Annotated in this window: 21 protein-coding genes; 9 read left to right on the forward strand and 12 right to left on the reverse strand. The window is 56.4% G+C overall.

All coding sequences use genetic code 11. From position 1 onward, the window contains the following. Positions 1-13 precede the first annotated feature (13 nt). The 8 genes from iolD to AAGF34_RS04510 all read right to left on the reverse strand — a co-directional run bounded on the left by iolD (position 14) and on the right by AAGF34_RS04510 (position 10,145). Entirely contained in the window at positions 14-1,885 is a 1,872-nt protein-coding gene (iolD, locus tag AAGF34_RS04475) for a 3D-(3,5/4)-trihydroxycyclohexane-1,2-dione acylhydrolase (decyclizing) (protein WP_342619432.1), read from the reverse strand. Positions 1,886-1,906: 21 nt separating this feature from the next. Beyond that, on the reverse strand, positions 1,907-3,859 hold the full coding sequence (iolC, locus tag AAGF34_RS04480; RefSeq protein WP_342619433.1) for a 5-dehydro-2-deoxygluconokinase: 1,953 nt from the start codon (positions 3,857-3,859) through the stop codon (positions 1,907-1,909). Further along, positions 3,859-4,797: a sugar phosphate isomerase/epimerase gene (locus AAGF34_RS04485; RefSeq protein ID WP_342619434.1), complete on the reverse strand. Its 939-nt coding sequence runs from the start codon at positions 4,795-4,797 to the stop codon at positions 3,859-3,861. The genes iolC and AAGF34_RS04485 overlap by 1 nt, the downstream gene beginning before the upstream one ends. Before the next feature lie 98 nt (positions 4,798-4,895). Beyond that, positions 4,896-5,837, reverse strand: a complete 942-nt coding sequence (locus AAGF34_RS04490; protein ID WP_342619435.1) for a sugar phosphate isomerase/epimerase — start codon at positions 5,835-5,837, stop codon at positions 4,896-4,898. A 77-nt stretch (positions 5,838-5,914) separates the two neighbouring features. Then, positions 5,915-7,090: a Gfo/Idh/MocA family oxidoreductase gene (locus AAGF34_RS04495; protein WP_342619436.1), complete on the reverse strand. Its 1,176-nt coding sequence runs from the start codon at positions 7,088-7,090 to the stop codon at positions 5,915-5,917. A 110-nt stretch (positions 7,091-7,200) separates the two neighbouring features. Next, positions 7,201-7,986: an ATP-binding cassette domain-containing protein gene (locus tag AAGF34_RS04500; RefSeq protein ID WP_342619437.1), complete on the reverse strand. Its 786-nt coding sequence runs from the start codon at positions 7,984-7,986 to the stop codon at positions 7,201-7,203. Next, on the reverse strand, positions 7,983-9,056 hold the full coding sequence (locus tag AAGF34_RS04505; RefSeq protein ID WP_342619438.1) for an ABC transporter permease: 1,074 nt from the start codon (positions 9,054-9,056) through the stop codon (positions 7,983-7,985). The genes AAGF34_RS04500 and AAGF34_RS04505 overlap by 4 nt, the downstream gene beginning before the upstream one ends. Before the next feature lie 108 nt (positions 9,057-9,164). Continuing rightward, positions 9,165-10,145 carry a sugar ABC transporter substrate-binding protein gene (locus tag AAGF34_RS04510; RefSeq protein WP_342619439.1) on the reverse strand — a complete coding sequence of 327 codons (981 nt, stop codon included), beginning with the start codon at positions 10,143-10,145 and terminating at the stop codon, positions 9,165-9,167. 630 nt (positions 10,146-10,775) lie between these two features. Here AAGF34_RS04510 and AAGF34_RS04515 point away from each other — a divergent pair. Beyond that, positions 10,776-11,702: a TIM barrel protein gene (locus AAGF34_RS04515; protein WP_342619440.1), complete on the forward strand. Its 927-nt coding sequence runs from the start codon at positions 10,776-10,778 to the stop codon at positions 11,700-11,702. Positions 11,703-11,927: 225 nt separating this feature from the next. Here the strand turns inward: AAGF34_RS04515 and AAGF34_RS04520 are convergent, their stop codons facing one another. The 4 genes from AAGF34_RS04520 to AAGF34_RS04535 all read right to left on the reverse strand — a co-directional run bounded on the left by AAGF34_RS04520 (position 11,928) and on the right by AAGF34_RS04535 (position 15,005). Next, positions 11,928-12,644 (reverse strand): FCD domain-containing protein, encoded by a 717-nt coding sequence (locus AAGF34_RS04520; protein ID WP_342619441.1) that lies wholly within the window; start codon positions 12,642-12,644, stop codon positions 11,928-11,930. 28 nt (positions 12,645-12,672) lie between these two features. Continuing rightward, the gene (locus AAGF34_RS04525; RefSeq protein ID WP_342619442.1) at positions 12,673-13,212 is read right to left on the reverse strand and encodes a cupin domain-containing protein; all 540 of its coding nucleotides are present in this window, start codon (positions 13,210-13,212) and stop codon (positions 12,673-12,675) included. Between the two features lie 14 nt (positions 13,213-13,226). Further along, positions 13,227-14,336 carry an alcohol dehydrogenase catalytic domain-containing protein gene (locus AAGF34_RS04530; protein WP_342619443.1) on the reverse strand — a complete coding sequence of 370 codons (1,110 nt, stop codon included), beginning with the start codon at positions 14,334-14,336 and terminating at the stop codon, positions 13,227-13,229. A gap of 90 nt (positions 14,337-14,426) precedes the next feature. Beyond that, entirely contained in the window at positions 14,427-15,005 is a 579-nt protein-coding gene (locus AAGF34_RS04535) for an NADPH-dependent FMN reductase (protein WP_342619444.1), read from the reverse strand. 89 nt (positions 15,006-15,094) lie between these two features. On the opposite strand from AAGF34_RS04535, the gene AAGF34_RS04540 reads away from it, so the two are divergent. The 8 genes from AAGF34_RS04540 (at position 15,095) to AAGF34_RS04575 (ending at position 22,423) form a co-directional block, all read left to right on the forward strand. Then, positions 15,095-15,955, forward strand: coding sequence for a fumarylacetoacetate hydrolase family protein (locus AAGF34_RS04540; protein WP_342621031.1), 861 nt, complete (start codon positions 15,095-15,097; stop codon positions 15,953-15,955). A 9-nt stretch (positions 15,956-15,964) separates the two neighbouring features. After that, entirely contained in the window at positions 15,965-16,546 is a 582-nt protein-coding gene (locus AAGF34_RS04545; protein ID WP_342619445.1) for an amino acid synthesis family protein, read from the forward strand. Between the two features lie 25 nt (positions 16,547-16,571). Continuing rightward, on the forward strand, positions 16,572-17,108 hold the full coding sequence (locus AAGF34_RS04550; protein WP_342619446.1) for a VOC family protein: 537 nt from the start codon (positions 16,572-16,574) through the stop codon (positions 17,106-17,108). After that, positions 17,105-18,670: a bifunctional 3-(3-hydroxy-phenyl)propionate/3-hydroxycinnamic acid hydroxylase gene (locus AAGF34_RS04555; protein WP_342619447.1), complete on the forward strand. Its 1,566-nt coding sequence runs from the start codon at positions 17,105-17,107 to the stop codon at positions 18,668-18,670. The genes AAGF34_RS04550 and AAGF34_RS04555 overlap by 4 nt, the downstream gene beginning before the upstream one ends. Further along, positions 18,667-19,047: a nuclear transport factor 2 family protein gene (locus AAGF34_RS04560; protein ID WP_342619448.1), complete on the forward strand. Its 381-nt coding sequence runs from the start codon at positions 18,667-18,669 to the stop codon at positions 19,045-19,047. The genes AAGF34_RS04555 and AAGF34_RS04560 overlap by 4 nt, the downstream gene beginning before the upstream one ends. Before the next feature lie 251 nt (positions 19,048-19,298). Beyond that, positions 19,299-20,729 carry an aldehyde dehydrogenase family protein gene (locus tag AAGF34_RS04565; RefSeq protein ID WP_342619449.1) on the forward strand — a complete coding sequence of 477 codons (1,431 nt, stop codon included), beginning with the start codon at positions 19,299-19,301 and terminating at the stop codon, positions 20,727-20,729. A 9-nt stretch (positions 20,730-20,738) separates the two neighbouring features. Next, entirely contained in the window at positions 20,739-21,488 is a 750-nt protein-coding gene (locus AAGF34_RS04570) for an electron transfer flavoprotein subunit beta/FixA family protein (RefSeq protein ID WP_342619450.1), read from the forward strand. Positions 21,489-21,490: 2 nt separating this feature from the next. Further along, entirely contained in the window at positions 21,491-22,423 is a 933-nt protein-coding gene (locus AAGF34_RS04575; protein WP_342619451.1) for an electron transfer flavoprotein subunit alpha/FixB family protein, read from the forward strand. The last annotated feature ends 1 nt before the right edge of the window (position 22,424 follow it).

Here is a 22,424-nt window from a genome sequence, read left to right on the forward strand (position 1 = left end):
AAATCGATGAACTTCAAACCCGCTGATCCTGCTTGGCCACTAGGTACACAGCATAGGCCTCGCCAACTTCTGGGCGCTGCGACACTTCCGGAATACCCACTTCCCACCAGCATCCCCCCTCACGGGTGATGCGGGAATGTGTGGTGTCTATCACAAGCACTTGGGTGCGTTGGGCTGCGCGGGCTTTGACCATGGCATTTTTGAGTTCAGCCACATTCTTCACATGCACCGCGTCTGCTCCCATAGCAGCACCGTGCTTGGCGAAGTCAATGCGGCTGGCCTCGCCACCTTCTGGGATACAGTCGTCCAACATGTTGTTAAAGCTGGGGCTACCCGTATTGAGTTGCAGGCGTTCGATGCAGCCATAGCCACGGTTATCCAGCACAACAATGATCAGTTTCTGGCCCAACAGAACTGAGGTGGCCAGCTCGGAATTCATCATCATGTAGGAGCCGTCGCCCACCATCACAATCACTTCCTGTTGCGGGCGCGCCATCTTCACGCCGAGCGCACCGGCAATCTCGTAGCCCATGCAGGAGTAGCCGTATTCCATGTGGTAATTGCCCGGCAGGGACGGGCGCCAGAGCTTGTGCAACTCGGCTGGCAAAGTACCGGCGGCGCAGACTACTACATCGTGTTTTCCGCTATCGCCACCGGCGTCGTTGAGCGAATCGCGCACCGCGCCCATGACTTCGGCGTCATAGGGTAAGGTACCGGCGGCGGGGATATTGGTGGTGAGCTCGGTGACCTTGTTGACCCAGCCCGCAGCCTCGACCTTGCAGCGCGTGGTCCAGGCGGAGTCCGCACTCCAGGCACCCAGCGCAGCGGTCAGTTGCTCTAGGCCCACCTTGGCATCGGCCACCAGGGCCGTGCCGCTCCATTTGCCAGCATCAAAGTGCTGCACATTCAGACTCAGGAGTTTGGCCTTGGAAAACAGGGCGTGCGAGCCCGTAGTGAAGTCTTGTAGGCGGGTACCCACGGCAAACACTACATCGGCTTCGCGCGCCAGTGCGTTGGCGGCCAGGCCACCATCCACACCAATGCCGCCCAGATTGAGCGAATGGTCCCAGGGCAGGGCGCTTTTGCCACCATGCGATTCCACAACAGGAATTCCAAAGCGGTCCGCAAAGGCACGCAGTCCATCACAGGCCAGACTGTAAAGCACACCACCGCCGGCCACGATCATCGGCCGCTTGGCGGTCTTGAGCAAATTAGCGGCGCGGCCTAGTTCGAAGGCGTCAGCTGGCGGGCGGCGGAAGCGAATGATTTCGAGTTCAAAGAAGCTGGCCGGGTAATCAAAGGCATGGGCCTGCACATCCTGCGGCAGGGCCAAACAGACCGGGCCGCAATCGGCCGGGTCGGTCATAACTTGAATGGCCCGCGGCAGGGCCGTCAAGAGCTGTTCGGGGCGGCTGATGCGATCAAAGTAACGGGTGACGGGGCGGAAACAATCGTTGGCCGAGACATCACCCTGCTGAAAGCTTTCGACCTGCTGCAGTACGGGGTCCGGCGCGCGCGTAGCGAATGTATCGCCTGGCAAGAGCAACACCGGAATGCGATTCACGTGCGCCACAGCGGCAGCAGTGACCATGTTGGTCGCACCTGGGCCAATGCTGGAGCTGACTGCCATCATGCGTTGGCGCATATGCGCCTTGGCAAAGCCAATGGCCGCATGGGCCATGCCTTGCTCGTTATGGGCACGAAAAGTTTGCAGACATGCGCGTTCAGCCCAAAGTGCCTCGCCCATACCGGCCACGTTGCCGTGGCCAAAAATGGTGAAGACACCGCCGCAATAAGGTTCTATGCTGCCGCCTTCCATTTCCACGCGCAGTGCGCTCAGGTATTTCACCAGGGCCTGGGCCATGGTCAGTCGGATCGTTGTCATTTCACTTCTCAGGCTATGTGTTCAGGCAACCGCACGTATCAGGCTGCGGCGATTGCGCCATGCATCCACCAACAAGGTGTAGTTATGTGCCACGTTGGCAACAAACGTGGCGTCGTCCACGTCACCGCGCAACCAAGCCAGTGACTCGTTCATCCAGAGGCTTCGCCCCACCATAAAGCCTTTGACAATCGGGTTGGTGGCGTAACGAAAGCTGTCCACCAGGTGGGCTATAGGTTGGTTCAGTCCCAGAATCACCGCGCCCCGGCAGTGGCGGTCGCGTTCAGAGATCAGCTGCTCCAGACTCTGCCAGCCCGCAGCACCCATGGGGGCCAACTTCCACCATTCAGGCTTCACGCCAATGTTGTAGAAACGCTCGACTGCACGCAGCACATCGGCGTCTTCCTGACCCGCAACAATTCTGTCCTTGGGCAGGATGATTTCCAACAGCAACTCATTGCCGCTTTCTCGAGTGGCTTCCCACAGTTCCAGCACTGTTTGTTCCTGCTCAAGTCGCAGCTCGGTGGAGTCGTCCGGATGGTAGAACACCAGGCACTTCGCCACCTGCTCGGTGGGCCAGTGAATGAGACTGCTACCTATTGAGCGTGTGCCATCAAATCGCAAGGGGCGCGAGCTTGGCAACTCGACTGGACGTCCTACCCACCATCCGCGTCCCGTGGCGCTTGCCAGGGCGTCACGACCATAGTCTCCGCCATCGATCAGCACGCCGGTGTGACCTTGCAGCTTGCGGCTGTGCTCCACTTGCGCAGTGGCCTGCACCAACAATTTTTTAAGCGCCGGTATCCGTTCTTCACTCACACCCGCCTGGGCTGCCAAATCGCGAAACTGGCTGCGATGGTCAAAGGCCATGACACACAACTCTTCCCACTGCGGGCGTGCAACGGTTACCCGGTGCAAATGGGCCAACTGTTGATCGGCATCCACCTTCGGGTTACGGTTTCCGCCAAACCAATGCTGCAGTTCCGCCGGAGTGGGCATGGCTGCCGAACAGGCATGGCGCGAGACCACAATCGCTCCACAGGCATTGGCCACCCGCGTCGATTCAGCCCAATCCTTGCCCTGCAACAAAGAGGCCAGCAGGCCGGACAAGAATGCGTCACCCGCGCCCAGGACGTTGAGGACTTCGACACGTTCCCCCCGGTATGTGGGTGCGTCTTCGATCCGCGCTGGAATTTCGCCTTCGATCACACAACATCCCAAGGCGCCACGCTTGACGACCAGCGTGGCGGCACTGTGCGCGCGTACTTCGTGCAAGCTGGCCATCAAATTGTCGGCAACACCGCCGGCAATGAAAAACTCTTCTTCGGTACCTACCAGCAGATCAAAGTGCGGCAGCATTTCCTGCAGCTGCTCCGTAACACCGGCATCGGCCACATAGCGGTTTTCTCCAGCGCCACGCGATGTCAGACCCCACAACACCGGACGGTAGTCGATGTCTAATACGCGGATGACGCCATGTTTGGCGGCATAGTCGAGTGCAGCCTGCGACGCTTTGCGTGTGGTCGCTGTGGAGAGATGTGTGCCTGTAATGGCTAGGGCGCGGCATTTGGCGATGAATGATTCATCGATCTGGTCAGCGTCAATAGCCATGTCGGCGCAGTTTTCACGCGCAAACAGCAGCGGGAACGTGTCGCGATCCTTGAGGCCCAAGAGCACCAGCGCGGTCAGCCTTTCGGGATCCACTTGCAGCTGCGAGGTATCGCACCCCTCTGCCTCCAAAGCCTGAGTCAGAAAGCGGCCCATGTGTTCGTCGCCCACGCGGCCGATCATGGCGCTGCGCATACCCAGTCGTGCTAAACCAAAGGCCAGATTGCCGGAGCTGCCGCCTAGGTACTTGGCCATGCTGCGTGCGTCTTCCAGCTTGGAGCCGAATTGCTGCGCATACAAATCCACCGCCAGACGCCCCAGGCAGGCCAAATCGATAGTTCGCCCGCTGGGAAAGTTAAAGGTGCTCATCAGGATGCCTTGCGCTTCGCGTTTTTGGTTAGCGGCTTGGCTGCCCCATAGTGCTTGTCGAGGTAGCGCTGGATTTCCTTGCGCATAAAGCGCGATGAGGCCTCGGCGCGCTCTTCCCAGGCAAAAACACATGCAGACAGGATGCCGTCGAACTTCACTTCGGCCAAGGTGCCAAAGAACACATCCCAGTTGATTTCTCCCTCGCCAATGTCCAGGTGCTGGTGCACCCGCACGTTGGATCCGGGCGGATTGACGATGTAACGCAGATTGCTCGATGCCATGGGGTTGTAGGTATCAGCCACGCGTACATGGTGCAGTACGGGCGCTGCATCGCGAATCATCGCGGCCATGTCTTCACCGTAATAAAAGGTGTGGGGCGCAATGTAGGACAGCTTGACGCGCGGTGAATTCAACACCTTGACGATGTCGGTTGCCGGGGTCAGGCGTTCAACCCAGTCCTCCGGATGCGGCTCCACTGACAAGGTAATGCCCTCACGCTCAAAGATGGGCGTGAGTTCTTCCATGGAACGCCACCACGCTGCCTCACACATCTCCTTGGTGTTGGCGCCCGGCTTCTCTCCCACGGAACGCTCGGGCGATGCACCACGGCCAAATTCGGAAATCATGGTTTCGCAACCCATTTCCACGGACACCTCAATCGCCTTCTTCCAGCATTTGACGGCCCACTGGCGTTCGTCCTCGAAGGGACTGGCCCAACGGTACATGGGCTGCAATGTGGCGAGCTTGACGCCGTATTCCTTCAGTGCCTTTTTGAACGCTGTGATGCGCTGCTTGTGCGCGCGAGGCATCACCCACCAGTCCAGGAAGTCAGAGCGGGGCGACAGCTCCACGGCGTCATAGCCCAACTCGGCAGTGAGCTTGCAGATGTCCGGCAGGGACAGATGGCGGTGCATGTACGGGTCGAGGGCGATTTGCATGGCGGTCCTTGAATGAGGTGTGGTTTGGTTTGGCGCGTCCCGCAGTCCTGGAGGTCTTCAACGACCGCCAGCACCCTGCGGGACTTGCAGCGAAGCGCTTACTGGCTGATTGTTTGCTTCAGTGCGTCAATGGAGGTTTGCACACCAGCTTCCACCGACATGGTCAGGTCTTCCATTTCCAATGAGACGTGGCCGTTGTAACCGCCCATGCGGCAGACCGAGAAGAACTCTTTCCACCATTGCATTCCGTGTCCGCAGCCCACCGCCACATAGTTCCAGGTGCGGGTGTCGGACTCTGTGACGGCCTTGGTCTCCAGCAGGCCGTCGATATCGCACAGACCACGCTCCACACGCGCATCCTTGCCATGGATGTGGAAGATCGCGCCTTTCAAGGCACGGGCCGAAGCGATGGGGTCTGCCCCCATGACCATCAGGTGCGAGGGGTCCAGGTTGATGCCGACGATCGGCCCCACCGCAGCGCGCAGGCGCAAGAGCGTGGACGGGTTGTAGACCAGCATGCAGGGGAACTCTTCGATGGCAATTTGCTCGACCTTGTTTGCCTTGCAATGCTCTACGAACTTCTTCCACCAAGGGATGGCCACATCGTTCCACTGGTATTCCAGCGCCGGCCCCATGTAGTCGGGCCAGGATACGGTGGAAGTGATCCAGTTGGGGGTCTTGTCACCAGGGGCGCCTGCGGGGCAGCCGGACATCATCACAACTTTCTTCACACCCAGCAGTCCTGCCAGAGTGATGGTGTCGTAGGTGGACTTGGTGTGCTTCTCACCCATTTCGCCGGGGCTCAAGGGGTTGCCCGAGCAATTGAGGGCGGCGATTTCCATGCCGCGCTTTTCCAGCTCAGCTTTGAATGCTTTGCGCTTGCCTTCATCGGCCAGCAATTCGGCGGTCTTGACGTGGGGGCAGGAGGCCCAGCCGCCAGCGGTCATTTCCACGGCATTGACGCCAAGGGATTGAACCTTGTCGAGCATTTCGGTGTAGCTGAGGTTGCCGTAAACGTCGGTGCAGATTGCGAGTTTCATGGTGTTTTCCTATAGTGATATGGGGTTGCAATGCCCTGCTCGCCTTTTTGCGCAGGTGGCAGGGCCGAGCGAAGGCCTTACTTGAAGTCGACCCACTGCGAACCGGCATCGGCCGAGCGCACACAGTTTTCCAACCAGCGCACGCCTTCGGTTCCAGCCTTGATGCCTGGGTAGCGATGCGTGGCCAGGAAGGCCTTGTCGTCCCGGTTTTGTGCGTCGATGGCTTGCGCAATCCACAGGTAGATGTTGGCCCAGCTGTCGCCCAGGCCTTCGGTGTGCAGGCCACCCATGCGGTCGACCTTGAGGCTTTCTTCTTCCAGGTAGGGCATGCCATGGTGCATGGTCATATTGGGCTGGCCCTGCACTTCATAGATCAGCTGGTCCGGGTGTGCATCCGACCATTGCACCGAAGCCTTGGTGCCAACAAAACGGAAGCACTGTGAACCCATGTTGCCGGCGTTCACCGACGACACCCACAGACGCCCCACCGCACCGCCTTCGTAGTGCGTCAGAACATATGCGTTGTCCTCCAGCGGTGCACGCGTCTTGATAAAAGACTGGCGGTCACACAGCAGCTTTTTGATCTTGAGCTCGGGGCAGACCAGCGTCGCCATGTAGTAGATGTGGGTTCCAATGTCGCCCAGCACAAAGGTCGGGCCAGAGGTGGCCGGGTTGGTGCGCCACTTCACCGCATCGGGTGCACCGACGTCGTCACCGGAGTTGAAGCCGTGGGTGTACTGGATGTCGACCATGCGGATGTCGCCCAACATGCCTTTTTTGACCATGGCGGCCATCTGGTGCAGCAGCGGGTGACCGGAGAAGCCATAGGTCACGCCCACGATCAGTCCCTTGGACTCTGCCAGTGCGGCAATCTCGTCGCACTCACGCACTGTGAAGAACAAGGGCTTTTCGCAGATCACATGCAGGCCGGCTTCCAGGCAGGCCTTGGTGATTTCAAAGTGGGTGAAGTTGGGCGTGGCAATGGACACCACTTCGACACCGTCGGCGCGCTTGGCTTCTTGGGCGATCAGCTGCTTGTAGTCGTCGTAGCAGCGCTCACCAGCGACACCGATGTTGACGCCAAAGTCACGGCCACGTGCAGCGTCCAGGTCAAAGGCGCCACAAACCAGCTGGTAAGCCGTGTTGTCGCGCAGCGCGCCGGTGCGGTGCTTATAACCAACCTGGCCCGTGCGACCACCGCCCACCATGCCCCAACGCAGGGGACGAGCTATTGTTTTTTCACCGTTGTACATATCATTTCCTTTTTAAAAAAATTACAAATTCGCAGTGCACCCGGGTGCAGTTATCTTCAAAAAAATGGCCCCATCACACGGCGTTCTTATTCCCTGTGTGGGTGCCTGGCCTAATTCAAATGGCTTTCGATTTCGGCTTCCAGGCCAGCCATCGCCTCGCCGCCTGCCATCAGGTCAGTCACTTCCTCTCGTGTCTTCTCGCCCTTGCGGAAGTCGGCCGCTTTCATGCCGCGGATGAGCACCGCGAAGTGGTCGCCAACGGTCAATGCGTGGGTGACCTGGTGGGTAATAAAGATCACGGCAATGCCCTTCTTGCGCGCTTGCAGAACAATGCGCAGTACGTGTGCCGCTTCCTTCACACCCAGGGCTGCCGTGGGTTCGTCCAGAATCAGTACGCTGGCCCCGAAGTAAACAGCCCGTGCAATCGCTAAGGCCTGGCGTTCACCACCGGAGAGTCCACCCACCAGGCGATCACCATCGGTGATGCGGGTAATGCCCAGTTGGCGCATTTCACGCACCGCGATCTCGTTGGCCTTCTTGCGATCGAAAACTTCAAACGGTCCGCGCTTTTTGGTTGGCTCTGCGCCCACAAAAAAGGAGCGGCCAATGCTCATCAGCGGAAAGGTGCCGCCAAACTGGTGCACGGTGGCAATGCCATGCTCGCTGGCTTCCTTGGGGTTCTCAAAGGAAACTGGCTTGCCATTCATCAACATTTCTCCACTTGTGGGCTTGTGCACCCCCGATAGAAGACGGATCAAGGTGGACTTTCCTGCTCCGTTGTCACCCAGCAAACACAGCACTTCACCGGCTTTGACTTCGATCGAGATGTCGTGCAAGACATCAATGGGGCCAAAGGATTTGTTGACACCTTTGAGTTGTAGCAGTGGAGCGGTCATTTGGCGGCCTTCGGTTTGATGCGCGGTGCGGCGTGGGAAATCGCCATGGCGCGGAAAGTGTTGTTCAGCAAGACAGCGGCGAGCAGCAGCACACCAATGATCAAGCTGGCCCAGTTTGCGTCGAAGCCGGTGTAGTAAATACCTTGGTTGACGATGGCAAAGGTCATGGTTCCCAGCACAATGCCAACCACCGAACCGTAGCCACCTGTCAGGATCACACCACCAATGACCACGGCAATGATGGAGTTGAAGATGAAGGACTGGCCGGCGGAAACCTGGGCGCTGTTGTACAGAATGGCCTGGCACATGCCAACAAAGGCGGCACACAAGCCACTGCCCATGTACAAGGCAATGTTGAGCTTGTCGGTAGGAATGCCAGCATTGCGGGCACTGACCTTGTCGCCACCTAGGGCCAGAATCCAGTTGCCGTATTTAGAGTGCCCCAGCAGATAGCCCACGAACACCATTGCAGCAACCCACCACAACAGAATCACTTCGAACTTACCATTGATAAAGTCACCAAACACCATCTTGGTGATGGGATCGCTCTTCAGCGCCACGCTGGTGCTGCCTGCCACCATGACCGACAGCCCCAGAGTCAGCCCGGCTACCGCAAACAGAGTGGCCAGGGTCACCACAAAGCTGGGCAGATCCGTTTTGATGATCACATAGCCGTTGAGAAATCCAACCCCGACGCCGAGCGCCAATGAACAGACGATGCCAACCGGCATGGGCAATCCGAAGTGCCCAGAGACAATTGCAACCATCATCGAGCTCGCCGGGATCACGCTGCCGATGGAGAGGTCCAGGTGACCTGCGATCATCAGCAGGCCAATCGGCAAGGCAATAATTCCCAATTCAGCAGCGATGTTGAGCCAACTGGCCAAGCCACTGACCGACAAAAATGTTTCGCCGCCGAAGATAGAAAAGAAAACGAAGACACACACCAGACCGATGAAGGAACCTGTCTCCGGCCTGCGGATGAGGTTGCCCAGTGCGTCCTTGGGAGGCACTTCAGCTTCTTTGGCCGCGGCTTCGCCCGGAGGGGAGTTGATGGAGGTTGCGTTCATGATTTTGTTCAAAGCAAATTTCATAAGTTTTGGGTAGCTGCTGCTGACCAATGGTTGCGGGTGACTGGGGCCAGCGGGGCCGAACCCGATCACCCGTGCAACTACTGATTAACGAGCACCCGCAGCAGCACCCGCCATGGTCGCCGCAACATTGGATGCGTCAACAATGCCGGGGCCAGTCAGAATCGGGGCTGTCGGCACTTTCAGGCCGTACTGCACATAGCTGTTGAGCATAGAAACTGCCAGATAGCCTTGCAAATAAGGTTGCTGGTCAATGCAGAACAGCTGGCTACCGTCTTTGATTCGCGCCAGGTTGGTGGGGTCCATGTCAAAGGTGCCCAGCTTCACTGACTTGACCAAGCCCGCCTGACTGATGCCCGCTGCGGCACTGGTGGCGTCACCGGCGCTGATGGTGATCAGGCCATCGATCGTCTTGTCTTTGAGCAGGGCGGCTTTCACAGCCTGCGCCACTGCGGTGGGATTGCCAAAGGCAGAGGAGGGCAGAGGCAATTGCGTGCCCTTGCCGCCGCCCTTAGCCATGCCATCCGCAACACCCTTGCAACGGGACTCTTGATTGGTGGAACCGGGCTGGGTATTTACGCAAAGCACGTTCTTGGCACCACTCTTAAGGAAGTATTCACCACCACCCATACCAGCTACGTATTCTTCACTGCCCACATAGTTCTGTGCACCCAGGCGCTTGGCGGCTTCCATGCCGCCGGCGTTGTAAATGATCAACGGCACACCCGCAGCCACAACTTCCTTGAAGGCCGCATCCATAGCCTCAGGCACCCAATCCGGTCCAACGATAGCATCGGGCTTCTGGCTCAATGCGGTGCGAATCAGCTTGGCAGCATCCGGGCCGAGGTTGTCGTAATTTTGTGGGCCCAGCCAAGTCACGGTGCCACCGCCGGCCTTGACGACCAAAGCAGCATCATCGGCACCCTTCTTCACGCGGGACCAGAAGGGATCATCGGCCTTACCGCCGATCACAAAAATCTTGGCGCCTGCCGCCATGGCAGTCGTTGCGGTCAGAGCGATGCCGGCGGCAATCACCACGGCTTTCATTGTGTTCACAGCTGATTTCATTGGTATCTCCTCGTTCTCGAATTCACGGTTAAAAATCTTGTCGGGTGCATACACTGTATTGCGTGTCCTGCAAGAGCGGAATGGCCAAACCGAGCACCTTGACCGATCAAAAAACACTTCATGGATGTCCTGACAGTCTCTTTAGCGCCAAGTGACTGCACCCGGTTGCAGTGAACTGTACATGCCTTTGTTTGACAAGCTTCTAAGTAGTTACCCTATAGAAATGAATTTCCAATTGATATTTCAAACGGAAATGAAATGCGCGGCTCCGGCTCCAGGTGGAAGTAGGTTCGAACCGAATGTCCAAGAGCCAATTGTTGTCTTTTCTATAAGGAATTTCACACACAGTAATGTGTCCTTTTGACCGTTGCTTAGTCATACAGCTGCCGGCGATGGCATCCAATGCGGACAGAAATGACCATCCCAATGCAGGCACTCATAAGCCATTGCACCTGTTGGGAGGCACTTTCCGTGGGCGAACCGTTACCAGACTTAGGTGGTCATTGCATGGTAAATTCGAGAAAACTGCACCCGGTAGCGGCGTATTGCAAAGATCAGATGGCTAAGCCCTGACCATGCAAGACAAGCCAGGATGCCACAGCCTCACACCAACACAAACGGATGACCGCCATGGGAATGAATATTGGATGTGCCCCCTGCTGCTGGGGCGTGGATGACGTTAGAAACCCGCACTTACCCGATTGGCGTCAGGTGCTGCAAGAAGCTGCCACGGCCGGCTACAAAGGCATTGAGCTTGGGCCTTATGGCTACATGCCCCTGGATGCAGAACAAGTTGGCACTGAGCTGAAAGCACGCGGGCTAAGCATCACCGCCGGCACCATTTTTGATAACTTGGTCGCGACAGCAAACCTGTCCAACCTGCTCAGACAAACGCGCGAAATCTGCGCACTGATCAAACAATCGCCTGCGCTACCTGTCGAGCAAGGACAGCGCTTTGCCACGCCCTATCTGGTGGTAATGGATTGGGGGCATACCGAGCGCGACTATGCAGCCGGCCATTCAGACCGCGCTCCACGCTTAAATGCGGAGCAATGGAACAACATGGTCTCTCATATCCGCCAGATTGCCACTGTCGCTTGGCGAGAGTTTGGTGTTCGCGCCGTCATACATCCCCATGCGGGCGGCTATATTGAGTTTGCCGATGAAATCGATCGCATTCTGGACGACGTTCCCCACAGCATTGCTGGTCTCTGTCTAGACACTGGCCATCTGTACTACTCCGGGATGGACCCGGCGCAATGGCTAAAGAGGCACGCCGCGCGTTTGGACTATGTGCACTTCAAAGACATCAATGCCGGCCTGTTGCAGCAGGTGTTTGGGGAACATATTGCGTTTTTTGATGCCTGTGCACGCGGTGTCATGTGCCCTATCGGTCAGGGTGTGATCGACTACCCACAAGTACGCCAAACCCTGCTGGAAATTGGCTACCAAGGATACATCACCGTCGAGCAGGAGCGCGATCCACGCAACGCCTTTTCAAGCCTTGATGATGTGATGGCCAGTCGGAACTACTTGTGCAGTGCAGGCTTTTTGTAATTCGTGCATAGGAGAGACTGTTTAGTAAATGCCGTTAGCTAGCTGAATGAGTCGTCGCTTTTGCTGATTGTTTCAAAAATCTTGCCGCCGACAGGATAGAGCGCGATGTCACTCCCTGGCGCTTGCGCACCTTTCACGTCGTCGTGGCGAAGAACATAGTGTCTATCAAATGTCGATGACTGGCTCGAAGAAGCGATATTGTTGCCAAATGAGTTCTTCAGGAAGTTAACTTTGTTCCTCCAACGTCATCACCTTCAATACCGATAGAACACTACGTTGTGTTCCCAGAATGTGGTCGTGTAGAAGTGCACACGCGACCTCATTGTCTCTCTTTAGAGCCGCATCCATAATTTTCTTGTGCTCATTTGACTTGCGCCTTGGTGTGGTGCGGTAGCGGGCCGAATAACGCCTATACCGTTCTGCTTGATCAAAAAGACTGGCACTCCATTTACGCTGGCGTTCCGACGGACATGCTGCCAACAAGGAAAGATGGAACTCACGATGCAGCGTACCCCATTCATCGTCTAACTGCAGCGGGCCATCGCCCAGCCTAGACTCAACCCGTTCAAGCCGATGGTATGCGGCCACAATGGAAGCTTCCCACGCATCATCGCCCAACTGTATGGATTCAGCCAAAGCCTGTACATCCAATACCAATCGCATTCGAGTAATGTCAGCTAAATCTTCCGTGGAAATTGAAGCCACACGGAATCCACGCCGCTCGTCGGCGCGAACCAGTCCCTCCTGGGCTAGGCGACTAAGTGCCTCACGCAGAGGACTACTTGAGATTCCATAGGCTTCCTGCAGGTCATCAATTTTCAACTTTACACCTGCTGGATAGACCCCAGTCAGGACATCTTTACGTAAGCGTTCAAAGGCTTGTTCAACCAGTGGAGGACTCTCTGTCATAACTTTTCCCTCGTATTTTTGCATTTTATGCATAAACACGACTTGTTTGTATGTGACCCGACTAGCGAGAGGCTCCAATTAGAACAAACAGCAAGGTTGCAGGCTTGTCACTCTTGTTGCGCCAAGCATGGCGAGTACCGTGCTGTACGCACACATCATGACGCTTAAGCAGCACTTCCCTACCTTCGTCCAGTTCAATTGTGATCTCACCATCGAGCACCACGTCGTAGTCAATACTGTCTGTTGTGTGCATTCCTGGACTATCCATCTCGAAACGCTCTGCCAACCCTGGCGCCTTTTGCGCGAATTCGGCACCAAAGGCCATCGGATTGAAGTCTGCTCGCATCATTACTGTATCGGGCGGGAACGTTACAAACATCAGCCGCGTTTCCCCCGGGCTCGGTACAAAACTAGCGTTCAGTGATGTATCCACTCCAGGTGTGGATACGCCAAGATTAGCGTTTGCTTCCGTGGCCCACAGTAGTGCTGAAGAAAAGCCTGAAACACTCGCGTAGGTATCGGCGCGTGGCGCGTCGCCATCTGAATGAACAAAGCTCTTGCCATTACCATCATTTCTCAATACGACGCGTCTTACTTTCATTTTCTGCTCCTGAATTAGGGGTTGATGACGAAATTGCTAAATCCGCCGTTGCGCTGCGCTATGCCTGATATTGCTTCGTTGACCTTCTCAAGCGGACTGCAAATATGTTCGAAGACCGAAAGATCCAACGTGCCAGCCTCCGCCATATCGGCCATGTCTTGACCTTCGGCTGCTGTAAACCAGGCCGAGCCCGCAACGCTTTGTTGATCATCCATCATCGTGTGCAAGTCCATACCAACCATACCCATGATGGCGCCAATATTGATGGCCTGCCCTCCCCTGCCCAAAGAACGCATGCCTTGCTGAAATGTTTCGTGTTGCGCGCCTGGCCCCATGGCATCGATGAAGGCATCTACTCCCAGGCCACCGGTACGCTCCTTGGCCCAGGTATCGACTGACACACCATCGTTGGTCGACAGTATTTCGATACGGTCTGGTGCCAGTGCCTTGACGCGTTCCAGCAGCTTCTTGTCACGACCAGTACCCAGAATCTTGGTCACTCCCATGGCCAGTCCGAACAATGCACCACCTATCCCCAGCGTTCCGCTTATGCCATTGACCAGCATGCTTTTACCCGGACCCATCTGCGTCTTGCGCATGGCGGAATACATGGTGCCCAAGTAGCCGAAACGTGCGGCCTGGTTGTAACTCACATTCTTGGGCAATTTGACCAGTGCGTATTGCGGCGCAATCATGTATTCGGCCAGACCACCGTTTGGATAGTTTTTGTAGAGCTTCAGGGAGTTCTGAGAAAATCCGAAGTAGCCGCCAAACGCGTAGTGCGTGCAATTGATTAAATCGCCCTTGCGACATGCTCGGCAACCACCACAGTACAGACCTGGATTTACATAGACGCGATCGCCCGGTTGCCACGTGTGTACGTGGGAGCCAACCTTGATAATCTCACCTGCGGGGTCAAGCCCAAACACTGCCGGCAGGGGAGGCAACGGCAATTCTGGAAACCATGTCGTCCAATTCGCAAGAATGTTACCCAGATTGGGAACTATGCCGCAGGCATGGACACGCACCAGAACGTCGTTCGAGCCTGGTTCGGGGATCGGAATAGTCTCAATCTGCATGGCTTCGCCAACCTTGTGCAGTCGGGCTGCTTTCATCATTGTCATCACTTTCTCCTTTGTGCATAAAATGTATTTTGTGCGTACTTTACGTTGACTTGGTGCACTTGCTATTGGTAGAAACCCGAGTCCTGTGTTTCAGGGTAGCGGCTTCACCCTGCGCAACCGGTGTATCCAGAGGAGCAAAGCCTGCATCTGGTCTTTCACAAGATTGCGTGCGATCTCATCCGTCAACCGACCTTCAGCATCAAACTTGGCCTTGGCATTGCCCACAAATATTTCTGGTTTGGCGAGAACATGCGCATCCATGCAATGCAAGACGCGCCGCAATTCGTATTGAACACGAGCCGTACCCAATGGACCTGTAGAGGCCCCCAACAGCGCAACTGGTTGTCCTTTGAATGGTGGAGCAGGTAGACGCGAAAGCCAGTCCAACGCATTCTTGAATCCACCAGGAATGCCAAAGTTGTATTCAGGACAAGCAATCAAAACGGCATCGGCTTGAGCCATGGCTTTCTCCAATTGGGTGACAGCTACAGGCCACTCGTCCACGTTCTCGATGGCACCATAAATTGGCACCTGAGTCCACGGCACGATGTCCAAATGCATGCCCACAGGCATCTGCAAACCAGCCTCCTCCAATAGCGCCAAATTGTAGGAATCGCGTCGTAAGCTGCCGCAAAGTCCGACCACACGCAGTGGACAATCATCAGTCATTCTCATCTCCAAAAAATAGTTTGTGCGTTATTTGCGTTTTATGCATAATAATGAAACTTTCAAATTTTACTGTCAACTGGAGCATATTGATGAAGCTGGTTTCCTTTAAGCACGCAGGCAAAGAATCTTGGGGTGCCGTCGTGGACGATCGCGTGTTCGACATGGCGGCTGTTACGGCTTGTCCAACCCTCGCAGAGTTCATTGCAAGCGCTTCCTTCACTGAACGTGAAACCCTTGTTGCGCTGGCCAAGCCTGGCCCCTTGCTGTCCGAAATCGTCTATTTGCCGGTGATCCCACGGCCAGAGAAGATCATTTGCGCGGTACGCAACTACATGGACCACCACCAAGAGGTCTTAGCAGCGGGTATGCACCGCGAGTTGTCGGAATTTCCACCCATCTTCTTGCGCGTGTGGCGCTCGCAAGTTGCCCATGGCCAGGCCATCGTACGCCCCAACGTGTCGGAATCACTGGACTGGGAGGGTGAACTGGCGGTCATCATCGGAAAGGCCGGGCGCAACATTCCCGAAGCCAACGCTTGGCAGTACGTTGCCGGATATAGCTGCTACAACGATGCCAGCATTCGAGAGTGGCAATTCCATGCCAAACAAATTGCCTCTGGCAAGAATTTTGAAGGAACTGGTGCCTTCGGGCCATGGATGGTGACTGCTGACGAAATTGCGCCGGGTCGCAAGCTCGCACTGCAGACTCGCCTCAATGGAGAGATTGTGCAGTCCAGCGATACCGGTCAGATGATTTTTGACATACCACGCATGATCAACTATGCGTCCACCATCTTTACCTTGATGCCAGGCGACGTAATCGTCACCGGCACCCCAGCCGGTGTTGGCTGGAGCAAGAAGCCGCCACGTTTTATGAAACCCGGTGATGTCGTGGAAGTCGAGATTGAAGCCATCGGCTTGCTCTCCAATCCAGTCATCGCTCAAGCCTGAGCCGCCACTATGCCAAACATTGAAATTCGAAAACGCAGCCTGACCATTGAAACAGTGTTCCACGAAGGTGGTCCTGCCCCCTACAAGCCCCTGCGGCTCGCCGCAGCCTGTGCCGTCATACGCAACCCCTTTGCGGGGTTCTTTGAGCCCGATTTGTTGCCGTTCATGGCCGAATTGCGCAGTCTGGGCACACTGTTGGCCGAAGAGCTGGTAACAGCACTCGGTGGGCGTGAACGCATTGAGGCATATAGCAAAGCCGCCATTGTGGGAGTCAATGGCGAGCTTGAGCACGGTGCTGTTTGGCATGAAGCCGGAGGATGGGCGATGCGGCAGGTGCTTGGCGAGCCCAAGGCGATTGTTCCCGCAGCCAAGTGTGTGGCCAATACTGGATACCGGCTAATGGTGCCACTGCACTACATCCACGCCGCCTACGTGCGTAGTCACTTCAACAGCTTCGAAGTCGGTATTCAGGATGCGCCACGCCCGAATGAGATCTTGTTTGCACTGATCATGGCCGATGGCGGACGAATTCACTCTCGCCTAGGGGGTCTCACCAAGGACCAGGTTACCGTCCACGACGGCCAACGATAGACATATTTACTACAAAGGAGACCATATGACAGCAGCATATGCACCCAATTTGAGCCACTTTGGTGTGTTTTGCAAAGACATTGATGAGATGACGCACTTCTACTGCGGCGTCTTTGATCTGGTAGTAACCGACCGAGGACAAGGCGTCACATTTCCCATGACCATTGTGTTCCTGAGTGGACGCCCGGATCAGCACCATCAACTTGTGCTGGCGACCGGTCGGGCTGCGGATGCACCTAGTACCGTTATGCAGTTGTCCTTCAAGGTTCAAACGCTCGATCATCTACGCGAAGCTAAGAATCGGGCACTGCGATATGGAGCAAAGAGTCTGCGCAGTCTCAACCATGGCAACGCGCTGTCTATCTATTTCGAAGACATCGAAGGCAATCTGGTCGAAGTCTATTTGGATACGCCTTGGTATGTTGCGCAGCCGCATGGCGATCCACTAGACCTTAGCATGCCCGACGAAGCCATTTGGGCCACGACCGAACAGACTTGTCGCTCAGATCCAACCTTCATGCCGGTCAGTGAGTGGGCCGCACGCTTTGGAAAAGCCAAATGATTGATGCAGATATCATCATCTCTGGCCTCGGACCGACTGGCGCCACGCTGGCGGGCCTTTTAGGGCAACGCGGCATTCGCGTAGTTGCTTTCGACAAACTGCCCGACCTCTTCCCTCTGCCGCGGGCGGCAGGTTTGGACCACGAGGTCATGCGCATCCTCCAAGAGCTGCAAGTGGCCGACAGGGTGGAACCCTTCATCGCACCCTATCGGCCCAGTGAGTACCGTGGCATGGAAGGGCAGTTGATCAAACGCCTCGATGCCACTCCACCCCCATTTAAGCTAGGTTGGGCCCCCAACTATGTCTTTAACCAGCCGGCGCTGGAGCGCACCATTCGCTCACGTTTGACAGAACTACCAACGGTCCGCACCGAATGCAGTGCCGAAGTCTTGGACGTAGGACAGGAATCAGATCACGTGTGGGCCGACGTGCGCCTGGCAAGTAATCAGCAGACGACTCGTTATCGCGCACGCTATCTGATCGCTTGTGACGGAGGTTCTAGCCCCATACGCAAACGTCTTGGCATTACATTGGAGGACTTGGGATTTGACGAACCTTGGCTGGTGGTGGATGCCATCGTCAATGACGACAAACTGGAGCAACTGCCTCAAACCCAGGTTCAGTATTGCGAAGCAGATCGTCCGGCCACGTACATCGTTGGGGTCGGCAAGCATCGGCGATGGGAATTGATGCTGCTGCCCGGTGAAAGCTTGTCGCCCGAGTTTCCCGATGGAGAACTTTGGCCGCTACTTGAACGCTGGTTGCTGCCCCATGAGGGCAAGATATGGCGTGCTGCCGCCTATCGCTTCCATGGGCTAGTAGCCAATGCCTGGCGCCACGGGCGTATCCTGTTGGCCGGTGACGCGGCGCACATGACTCCGCCTTTTATGACGCAGGGCATGGTGCAGGGAATGCGGGATGCACAAAATCTGGCATGGAAGCTCGAACGCATCCTACGCAACCAGTCCCCTGCATCGCTGTTGGAGAGCTACCAACAGGAGCGACGCCCCCATGTCACGACAACCACGCAGACTGCGATGGCGTTGGGCCGCGTGATCTGTGAACGCGATCCAGAGCAGGCAAGAGCGCGCGACGAGCGTTTGATTGAAGAACAGGGAGGAAGTATTTCCACCACATTCCGCCAAAATCTCATACCAGGTTTGACTTGCGGTTTGATTGCCTTTGACTCACCAGGGGCCGGATCCATACTGCCACAACCCTTTGTGCGCGCACATGGCTTTGAGGGACGCCTGGATGATCTTACCGGCCCAACTGTGCGGGTCATTGCGATCAAACCACTGACAGACGAAGATCGCAATTTAATGCACAAATCTTTGTCTCCAATTGGCGGAATTCTCCTGGAACTCGCGTCAGACACCGATAGGGCGTCAGAGGCAGGTAAGTTCTTCGAGGAACAGCCAACTTTGTCACGTTGGCTCATTGAACTAGACCGAACGATTGTCATCGTCCGCCCAGATCACTATGTTTTTGCAACTGCGGCCTCACCCGCCGAGGCCGTCACTCTAATCACTCAGCTCTATATTTCCATCACCACATCATGATCCAATCACACGAAATCATGGCTCTCGAACACAAGCGCCGTAGCGCAATGGTCGATGCAGACACTGATACACTAAGCCAACTCTTCGCCGATAGCATGGTATGGATACATGGCACAGCACGGGCTGATTCCAAGTCCGGCGTTATAGCCTCCATTGCGTCGGGCAAGACCGTCTACCAAGCAATAGACTGCTCGGAGGAAACAGTACGAATTTATGGCGACACTGCCATTGTCACCGGAATTGTTCACTCAAAGCTAAAAATTGCAAACGAAGAGCGGCAATTGCACAACCGCTTCAGTATTGCCTGGGCCAACATCAATAGACAGTGGCAAGTCGTCAACTGGCAATCCACCACGGTCCCTAAAGTCATCTCATAGAGATCCTATGCGCAAACAATAGGGTGCGCTTGCTTCATGAAACGCAGTTCGTGCGGCAGCGCCTTCTGCATTCCCGCGTCTCTCGCAAATGCTGGATGGCATTGGTTAAGCAATGAGTTTTCGATTGTCTACTTTCTGGTCAAGCTGGTGTCCGTCAATACCTATAGGTCTACGTACGACATGCATGCACTCATCTTGGACAAAGCCATTCATGGCACTGCCTCCCTCTTTCTCCATAATACTTTTTCTCCATGAAACAGAACTACATCGCAGGCCAATGGATCCGCAGCGACTTCGCACGCAACAACGTAAATCCGTCAGATACCAGTGACATCATTGGGCAGTATGCCCAAGGTGATGAGCAGCAAACCACTGAGGCCATTGAAGCTGCAGTTGCTGCCTTCCCAGCTTGGTCCGTCTCAGGTATTCAGATGCGGTCTGACGCGCTCGACAAAGTCGGCTCTGAGCTATTGTCACGTAGTACCGAGCTTGGCAATTTGCTCGCACGCGAGGAGGGAAAAACATTGCCCGAAGCCATCGGCGAAGTCACACGTGCCGGTCAAATATTTCGATACTTTGCAGGGGAAGCTCTACGACAAGCCGGCGAACGAATGTCCTCTATTCGTCCCGGCATCGAAGTCGATATCACGCGTGAGCCGGTGGGGGTCATCGGCATCATCACTCCGTGGAACTTCCCGATTGCCATACCCGCCTGGAAGATCGCCCCAGCGCTGTGCTACGGCAACTGTGTTGTGTTCAAGCCTGCGGATCTGGTGCCGGGCTCTGCATGGGCCTTGGCGGAGATCATTAGCCGCGCCGGATTTCCACCTGGTGTATTTAATCTGGTGATGGGACCCGGGACCCGGGTGGGGCAAACGCTGATCAACCACCATGCTGTCAATGCCATTAGCTTTACCGGCTCCACGTCCACGGGCGCACGTGTCATCGCAGGTGCAGCTCCCCGGCTGGCCAAACTGCAATTGGAAATGGGCGGCAAAAATCCTCTGGTGATTCTGGACGACGCCGATATCCGAACCGCGGTAGATTGCGCGACACAGGGAGCCTATTACTCGACCGGCCAGCGCTGTACTGCGTCAAGCCGCTTCATCGTGCAAAAGGGCATTTTGCCCGCCTTTGTAAACGCTTTGCGCGAGCGCATCGAATTGCTGCAAGTGGATGATGCCAGAAAGCAAGGAACAAACATCGGCCCTGTCGTGGACGAAGCCCAGTTGAATGTCGATCTTGAGTACATTGCTGTTGGCAAGAATGAAGGCGCTTCTTTGGTTTACGGCGGTCAGCGTGTCCAACGTTCAACCCAAGGCTTTTTCCTGACGCCCGCTCTATTTACCGAAGCAGAACCCGACATGCGCATTTGCAAAGAGGAAATTTTTGGCCCGGTAGCTTGCGTACTGGCGGCAGACAACTATGAACACGCCCTTAGTTTGGCCAACAACACAGCCTACGGCTTGACAGCTGGCATCTGCACCGCGTCACTGAAACACGCCACCCATTTCAAGCGTCAAGCGGCGGCTGGAATGGTTATGGTCAATGTACCCACGGCCGGCGTTGACTACCACGCACCTTTTGGTGGACGCAAGGGATCAAGCTACGGTTCGCGTGAGCAAGGACGCTACGCGGTAGAGTTTTTCACCACGGTCAAAACGGCCTATACGGCCAGTTGAGGATACCCCATGAATGTTCTTGTTTGTGTCAAACGCGTGGTGGACTACAACGTCAAGGTCCGCGTCAAATCGGACGGCAGTGGTGTCGACATCGCCAACGTCAAGATGAGCATGAACCCCTTTGACGAGATCGCCGTGGAAGAGGCAGTGCGCCTCAAGGAAAAAGGCGTGGTCACCGAGATCATTGCCGTCTCCTGCGGTGTAGCCCAGTGCCAGGAAACCCTGCGCACCGCCATGGCCATTGGCGCAGACCGCGCCATCCTGGTGGAAACCGCTGCCGACCTGCAGCCCCTGGCAGTAGCCAAGCTCTTGAAGGTTCTGGTGGACAAGGAACAGCCCGGCCTGGTGATCCTGGGCAAGCAAGCCATCGATGACGACTGCAACCAGACCGGCCAGATGCTGGCGGCCCTGGGCGACTGGCCCCAGGCCACTTTTGCCAGCAAGGTCAGCGTGGAAGGCGGCAAGCTGCTGGCTACCCGTGAAGTGGACGGCGGCTCCGAGTCCCTGTCCTTGACCCTGCCGGCCATCATCACCACCGATCTGCGCCTGAACGAGCCGCGCTATGTGACGCTGCCCAACATCATGAAGGCCAAGAAGAAGCCGCTGGAGACCGTCAAGCCCGAAGATCTGGGTGTGGACGTAAACCCGCGTATCAAGACCTTGAAGGTCAGCGAGCCCCCGGCCCGCAGCGCGGGTATCAAGGTGCCCGATGTGGCAACCCTCGTCGACAAATTGAAAAATGAAGCCAAGGTGATCTGAACATGACATCCCTCGTTATTGCCGAACACGACAACGCATCCATCAAGCCCGCCACCCTCAACACCATCACCGCAGCCACTCAGCTCGGTGGTGATGTGCATGTGCTGGTGGCTGGCCACAATGCCGCAGCTGCTGCCGCCCAAGCCGCCCAGATCAGCGGTGTAGCCAAGGTCATCCATGCCGATGAGGCCGGTCTGGCCCATGGCTTGGCAGAAAACGTCACCGCCCAGGTGCTGGCCATTGCAGCCAACTACAGCCACATCGTGCTGGCTGCCACGCCCTCGGGCAAGAACATTGCGCCACGCATTGCTGCCAAGCTGGATGTGGGCCAGGTCAGCGACATCACCAAGGTGGTGAGCCCCGATACCTTTGAGCGCCCCATCTATGCGGGCAACGCCATTGCCACGGTGCAGGCCACGGACGCCACCAAGGTGTTGACCGTGCGCACCACGGGCTTTGACCCGGCAGCTGCCACCGGAGGCAGTGCTGCAGTGGAAACTGCAAGTGCAGTCGCCGCTGCAACCAGCGTCACTTTCCTGGGTTCGGAGATTGCCAAGAATGACCGCCCGGAGCTCACCAGCGCCAAGATCATCGTGAGCGGTGGTCGTGCCCTGGGCTCCTCCGAGAAGTTCACCGAGGTGATCACGCCGCTGGCCGACAAGCTCAATGCAGCCATGGGTGCATCCCGTGCGGCGGTGGACGCGGGCTACGCACCCAACGACTGGCAAGTGGGCCAGACCGGCAAGATCGTGGCACCCCAGCTCTACATTGCCTGCGGCATCAGCGGCGCCATCCAGCATCTGGCTGGCATGAAGGACTCCAAGGTGATCGTGGCCATCAACAAGGATGGCGAGGCTCCGATCTTCTCGGTGGCGGACTACGGGCTGGAGGCGGATCTGTTCTCAGCACTACCCGATCTTTGCGCCTCACTTTGAC

Origin of the sequence: Rhodoferax sp. GW822-FHT02A01 (genome assembly GCF_038784515.1) — a bacterium.
In the GTDB taxonomy this organism is placed as follows: Bacteria; Pseudomonadota; Gammaproteobacteria; order Burkholderiales; family Burkholderiaceae_C; genus Allorhodoferax.

What these genes read in the sequence shown, in the direction of transcription:
- iolD (WP_342619432.1), bottom strand. Translation starts at nt 1,885, where the DNA reads ATGACAACGATCCGACTGACCATGGCCCAGGCCCTGGTGAAATACCTG.
- iolC (WP_342619433.1), bottom strand. Translation starts at nt 3,859, where the DNA reads ATGAGCACCTTTAACTTTCCCAGCGGGCGAACTATCGATTTGGCCTGC.
- AAGF34_RS04485 (WP_342619434.1), bottom strand. Translation starts at nt 4,797, where the DNA reads ATGCAAATCGCCCTCGACCCGTACATGCACCGCCATCTGTCCCTGCCG.
- AAGF34_RS04490 (WP_342619435.1), bottom strand. Translation starts at nt 5,837, where the DNA reads ATGAAACTCGCAATCTGCACCGACGTTTACGGCAACCTCAGCTACACC.
- AAGF34_RS04495 (WP_342619436.1), bottom strand. Translation starts at nt 7,090, where the DNA reads ATGTACAACGGTGAAAAAACAATAGCTCGTCCCCTGCGTTGGGGCATG.
- AAGF34_RS04500 (WP_342619437.1), bottom strand. Translation starts at nt 7,986, where the DNA reads ATGACCGCTCCACTGCTACAACTCAAAGGTGTCAACAAATCCTTTGGC.
- AAGF34_RS04505 (WP_342619438.1), bottom strand. Translation starts at nt 9,056, where the DNA reads ATGAACGCAACCTCCATCAACTCCCCTCCGGGCGAAGCCGCGGCCAAA.
- AAGF34_RS04510 (WP_342619439.1), bottom strand. Translation starts at nt 10,145, where the DNA reads ATGAAATCAGCTGTGAACACAATGAAAGCCGTGGTGATTGCCGCCGGC.
- AAGF34_RS04515 (WP_342619440.1), top strand. Translation starts at nt 10,776, where the DNA reads ATGGGAATGAATATTGGATGTGCCCCCTGCTGCTGGGGCGTGGATGAC.
- AAGF34_RS04520 (WP_342619441.1), bottom strand. Translation starts at nt 12,644, where the DNA reads ATGCATAAAATGCAAAAATACGAGGGAAAAGTTATGACAGAGAGTCCT.
- AAGF34_RS04525 (WP_342619442.1), bottom strand. Translation starts at nt 13,212, where the DNA reads ATGAAAGTAAGACGCGTCGTATTGAGAAATGATGGTAATGGCAAGAGC.
- AAGF34_RS04530 (WP_342619443.1), bottom strand. Translation starts at nt 14,336, where the DNA reads ATGACAATGATGAAAGCAGCCCGACTGCACAAGGTTGGCGAAGCCATG.
- AAGF34_RS04535 (WP_342619444.1), bottom strand. Translation starts at nt 15,005, where the DNA reads ATGACTGATGATTGTCCACTGCGTGTGGTCGGACTTTGCGGCAGCTTA.
- AAGF34_RS04540 (WP_342621031.1), top strand. Translation starts at nt 15,095, where the DNA reads ATGAAGCTGGTTTCCTTTAAGCACGCAGGCAAAGAATCTTGGGGTGCC.
- AAGF34_RS04545 (WP_342619445.1), top strand. Translation starts at nt 15,965, where the DNA reads ATGCCAAACATTGAAATTCGAAAACGCAGCCTGACCATTGAAACAGTG.
- AAGF34_RS04550 (WP_342619446.1), top strand. Translation starts at nt 16,572, where the DNA reads ATGACAGCAGCATATGCACCCAATTTGAGCCACTTTGGTGTGTTTTGC.
- AAGF34_RS04555 (WP_342619447.1), top strand. Translation starts at nt 17,105, where the DNA reads ATGATTGATGCAGATATCATCATCTCTGGCCTCGGACCGACTGGCGCC.
- AAGF34_RS04560 (WP_342619448.1), top strand. Translation starts at nt 18,667, where the DNA reads ATGATCCAATCACACGAAATCATGGCTCTCGAACACAAGCGCCGTAGC.
- AAGF34_RS04565 (WP_342619449.1), top strand. Translation starts at nt 19,299, where the DNA reads ATGAAACAGAACTACATCGCAGGCCAATGGATCCGCAGCGACTTCGCA.
- AAGF34_RS04570 (WP_342619450.1), top strand. Translation starts at nt 20,739, where the DNA reads ATGAATGTTCTTGTTTGTGTCAAACGCGTGGTGGACTACAACGTCAAG.
- AAGF34_RS04575 (WP_342619451.1), top strand. Translation starts at nt 21,491, where the DNA reads ATGACATCCCTCGTTATTGCCGAACACGACAACGCATCCATCAAGCCC.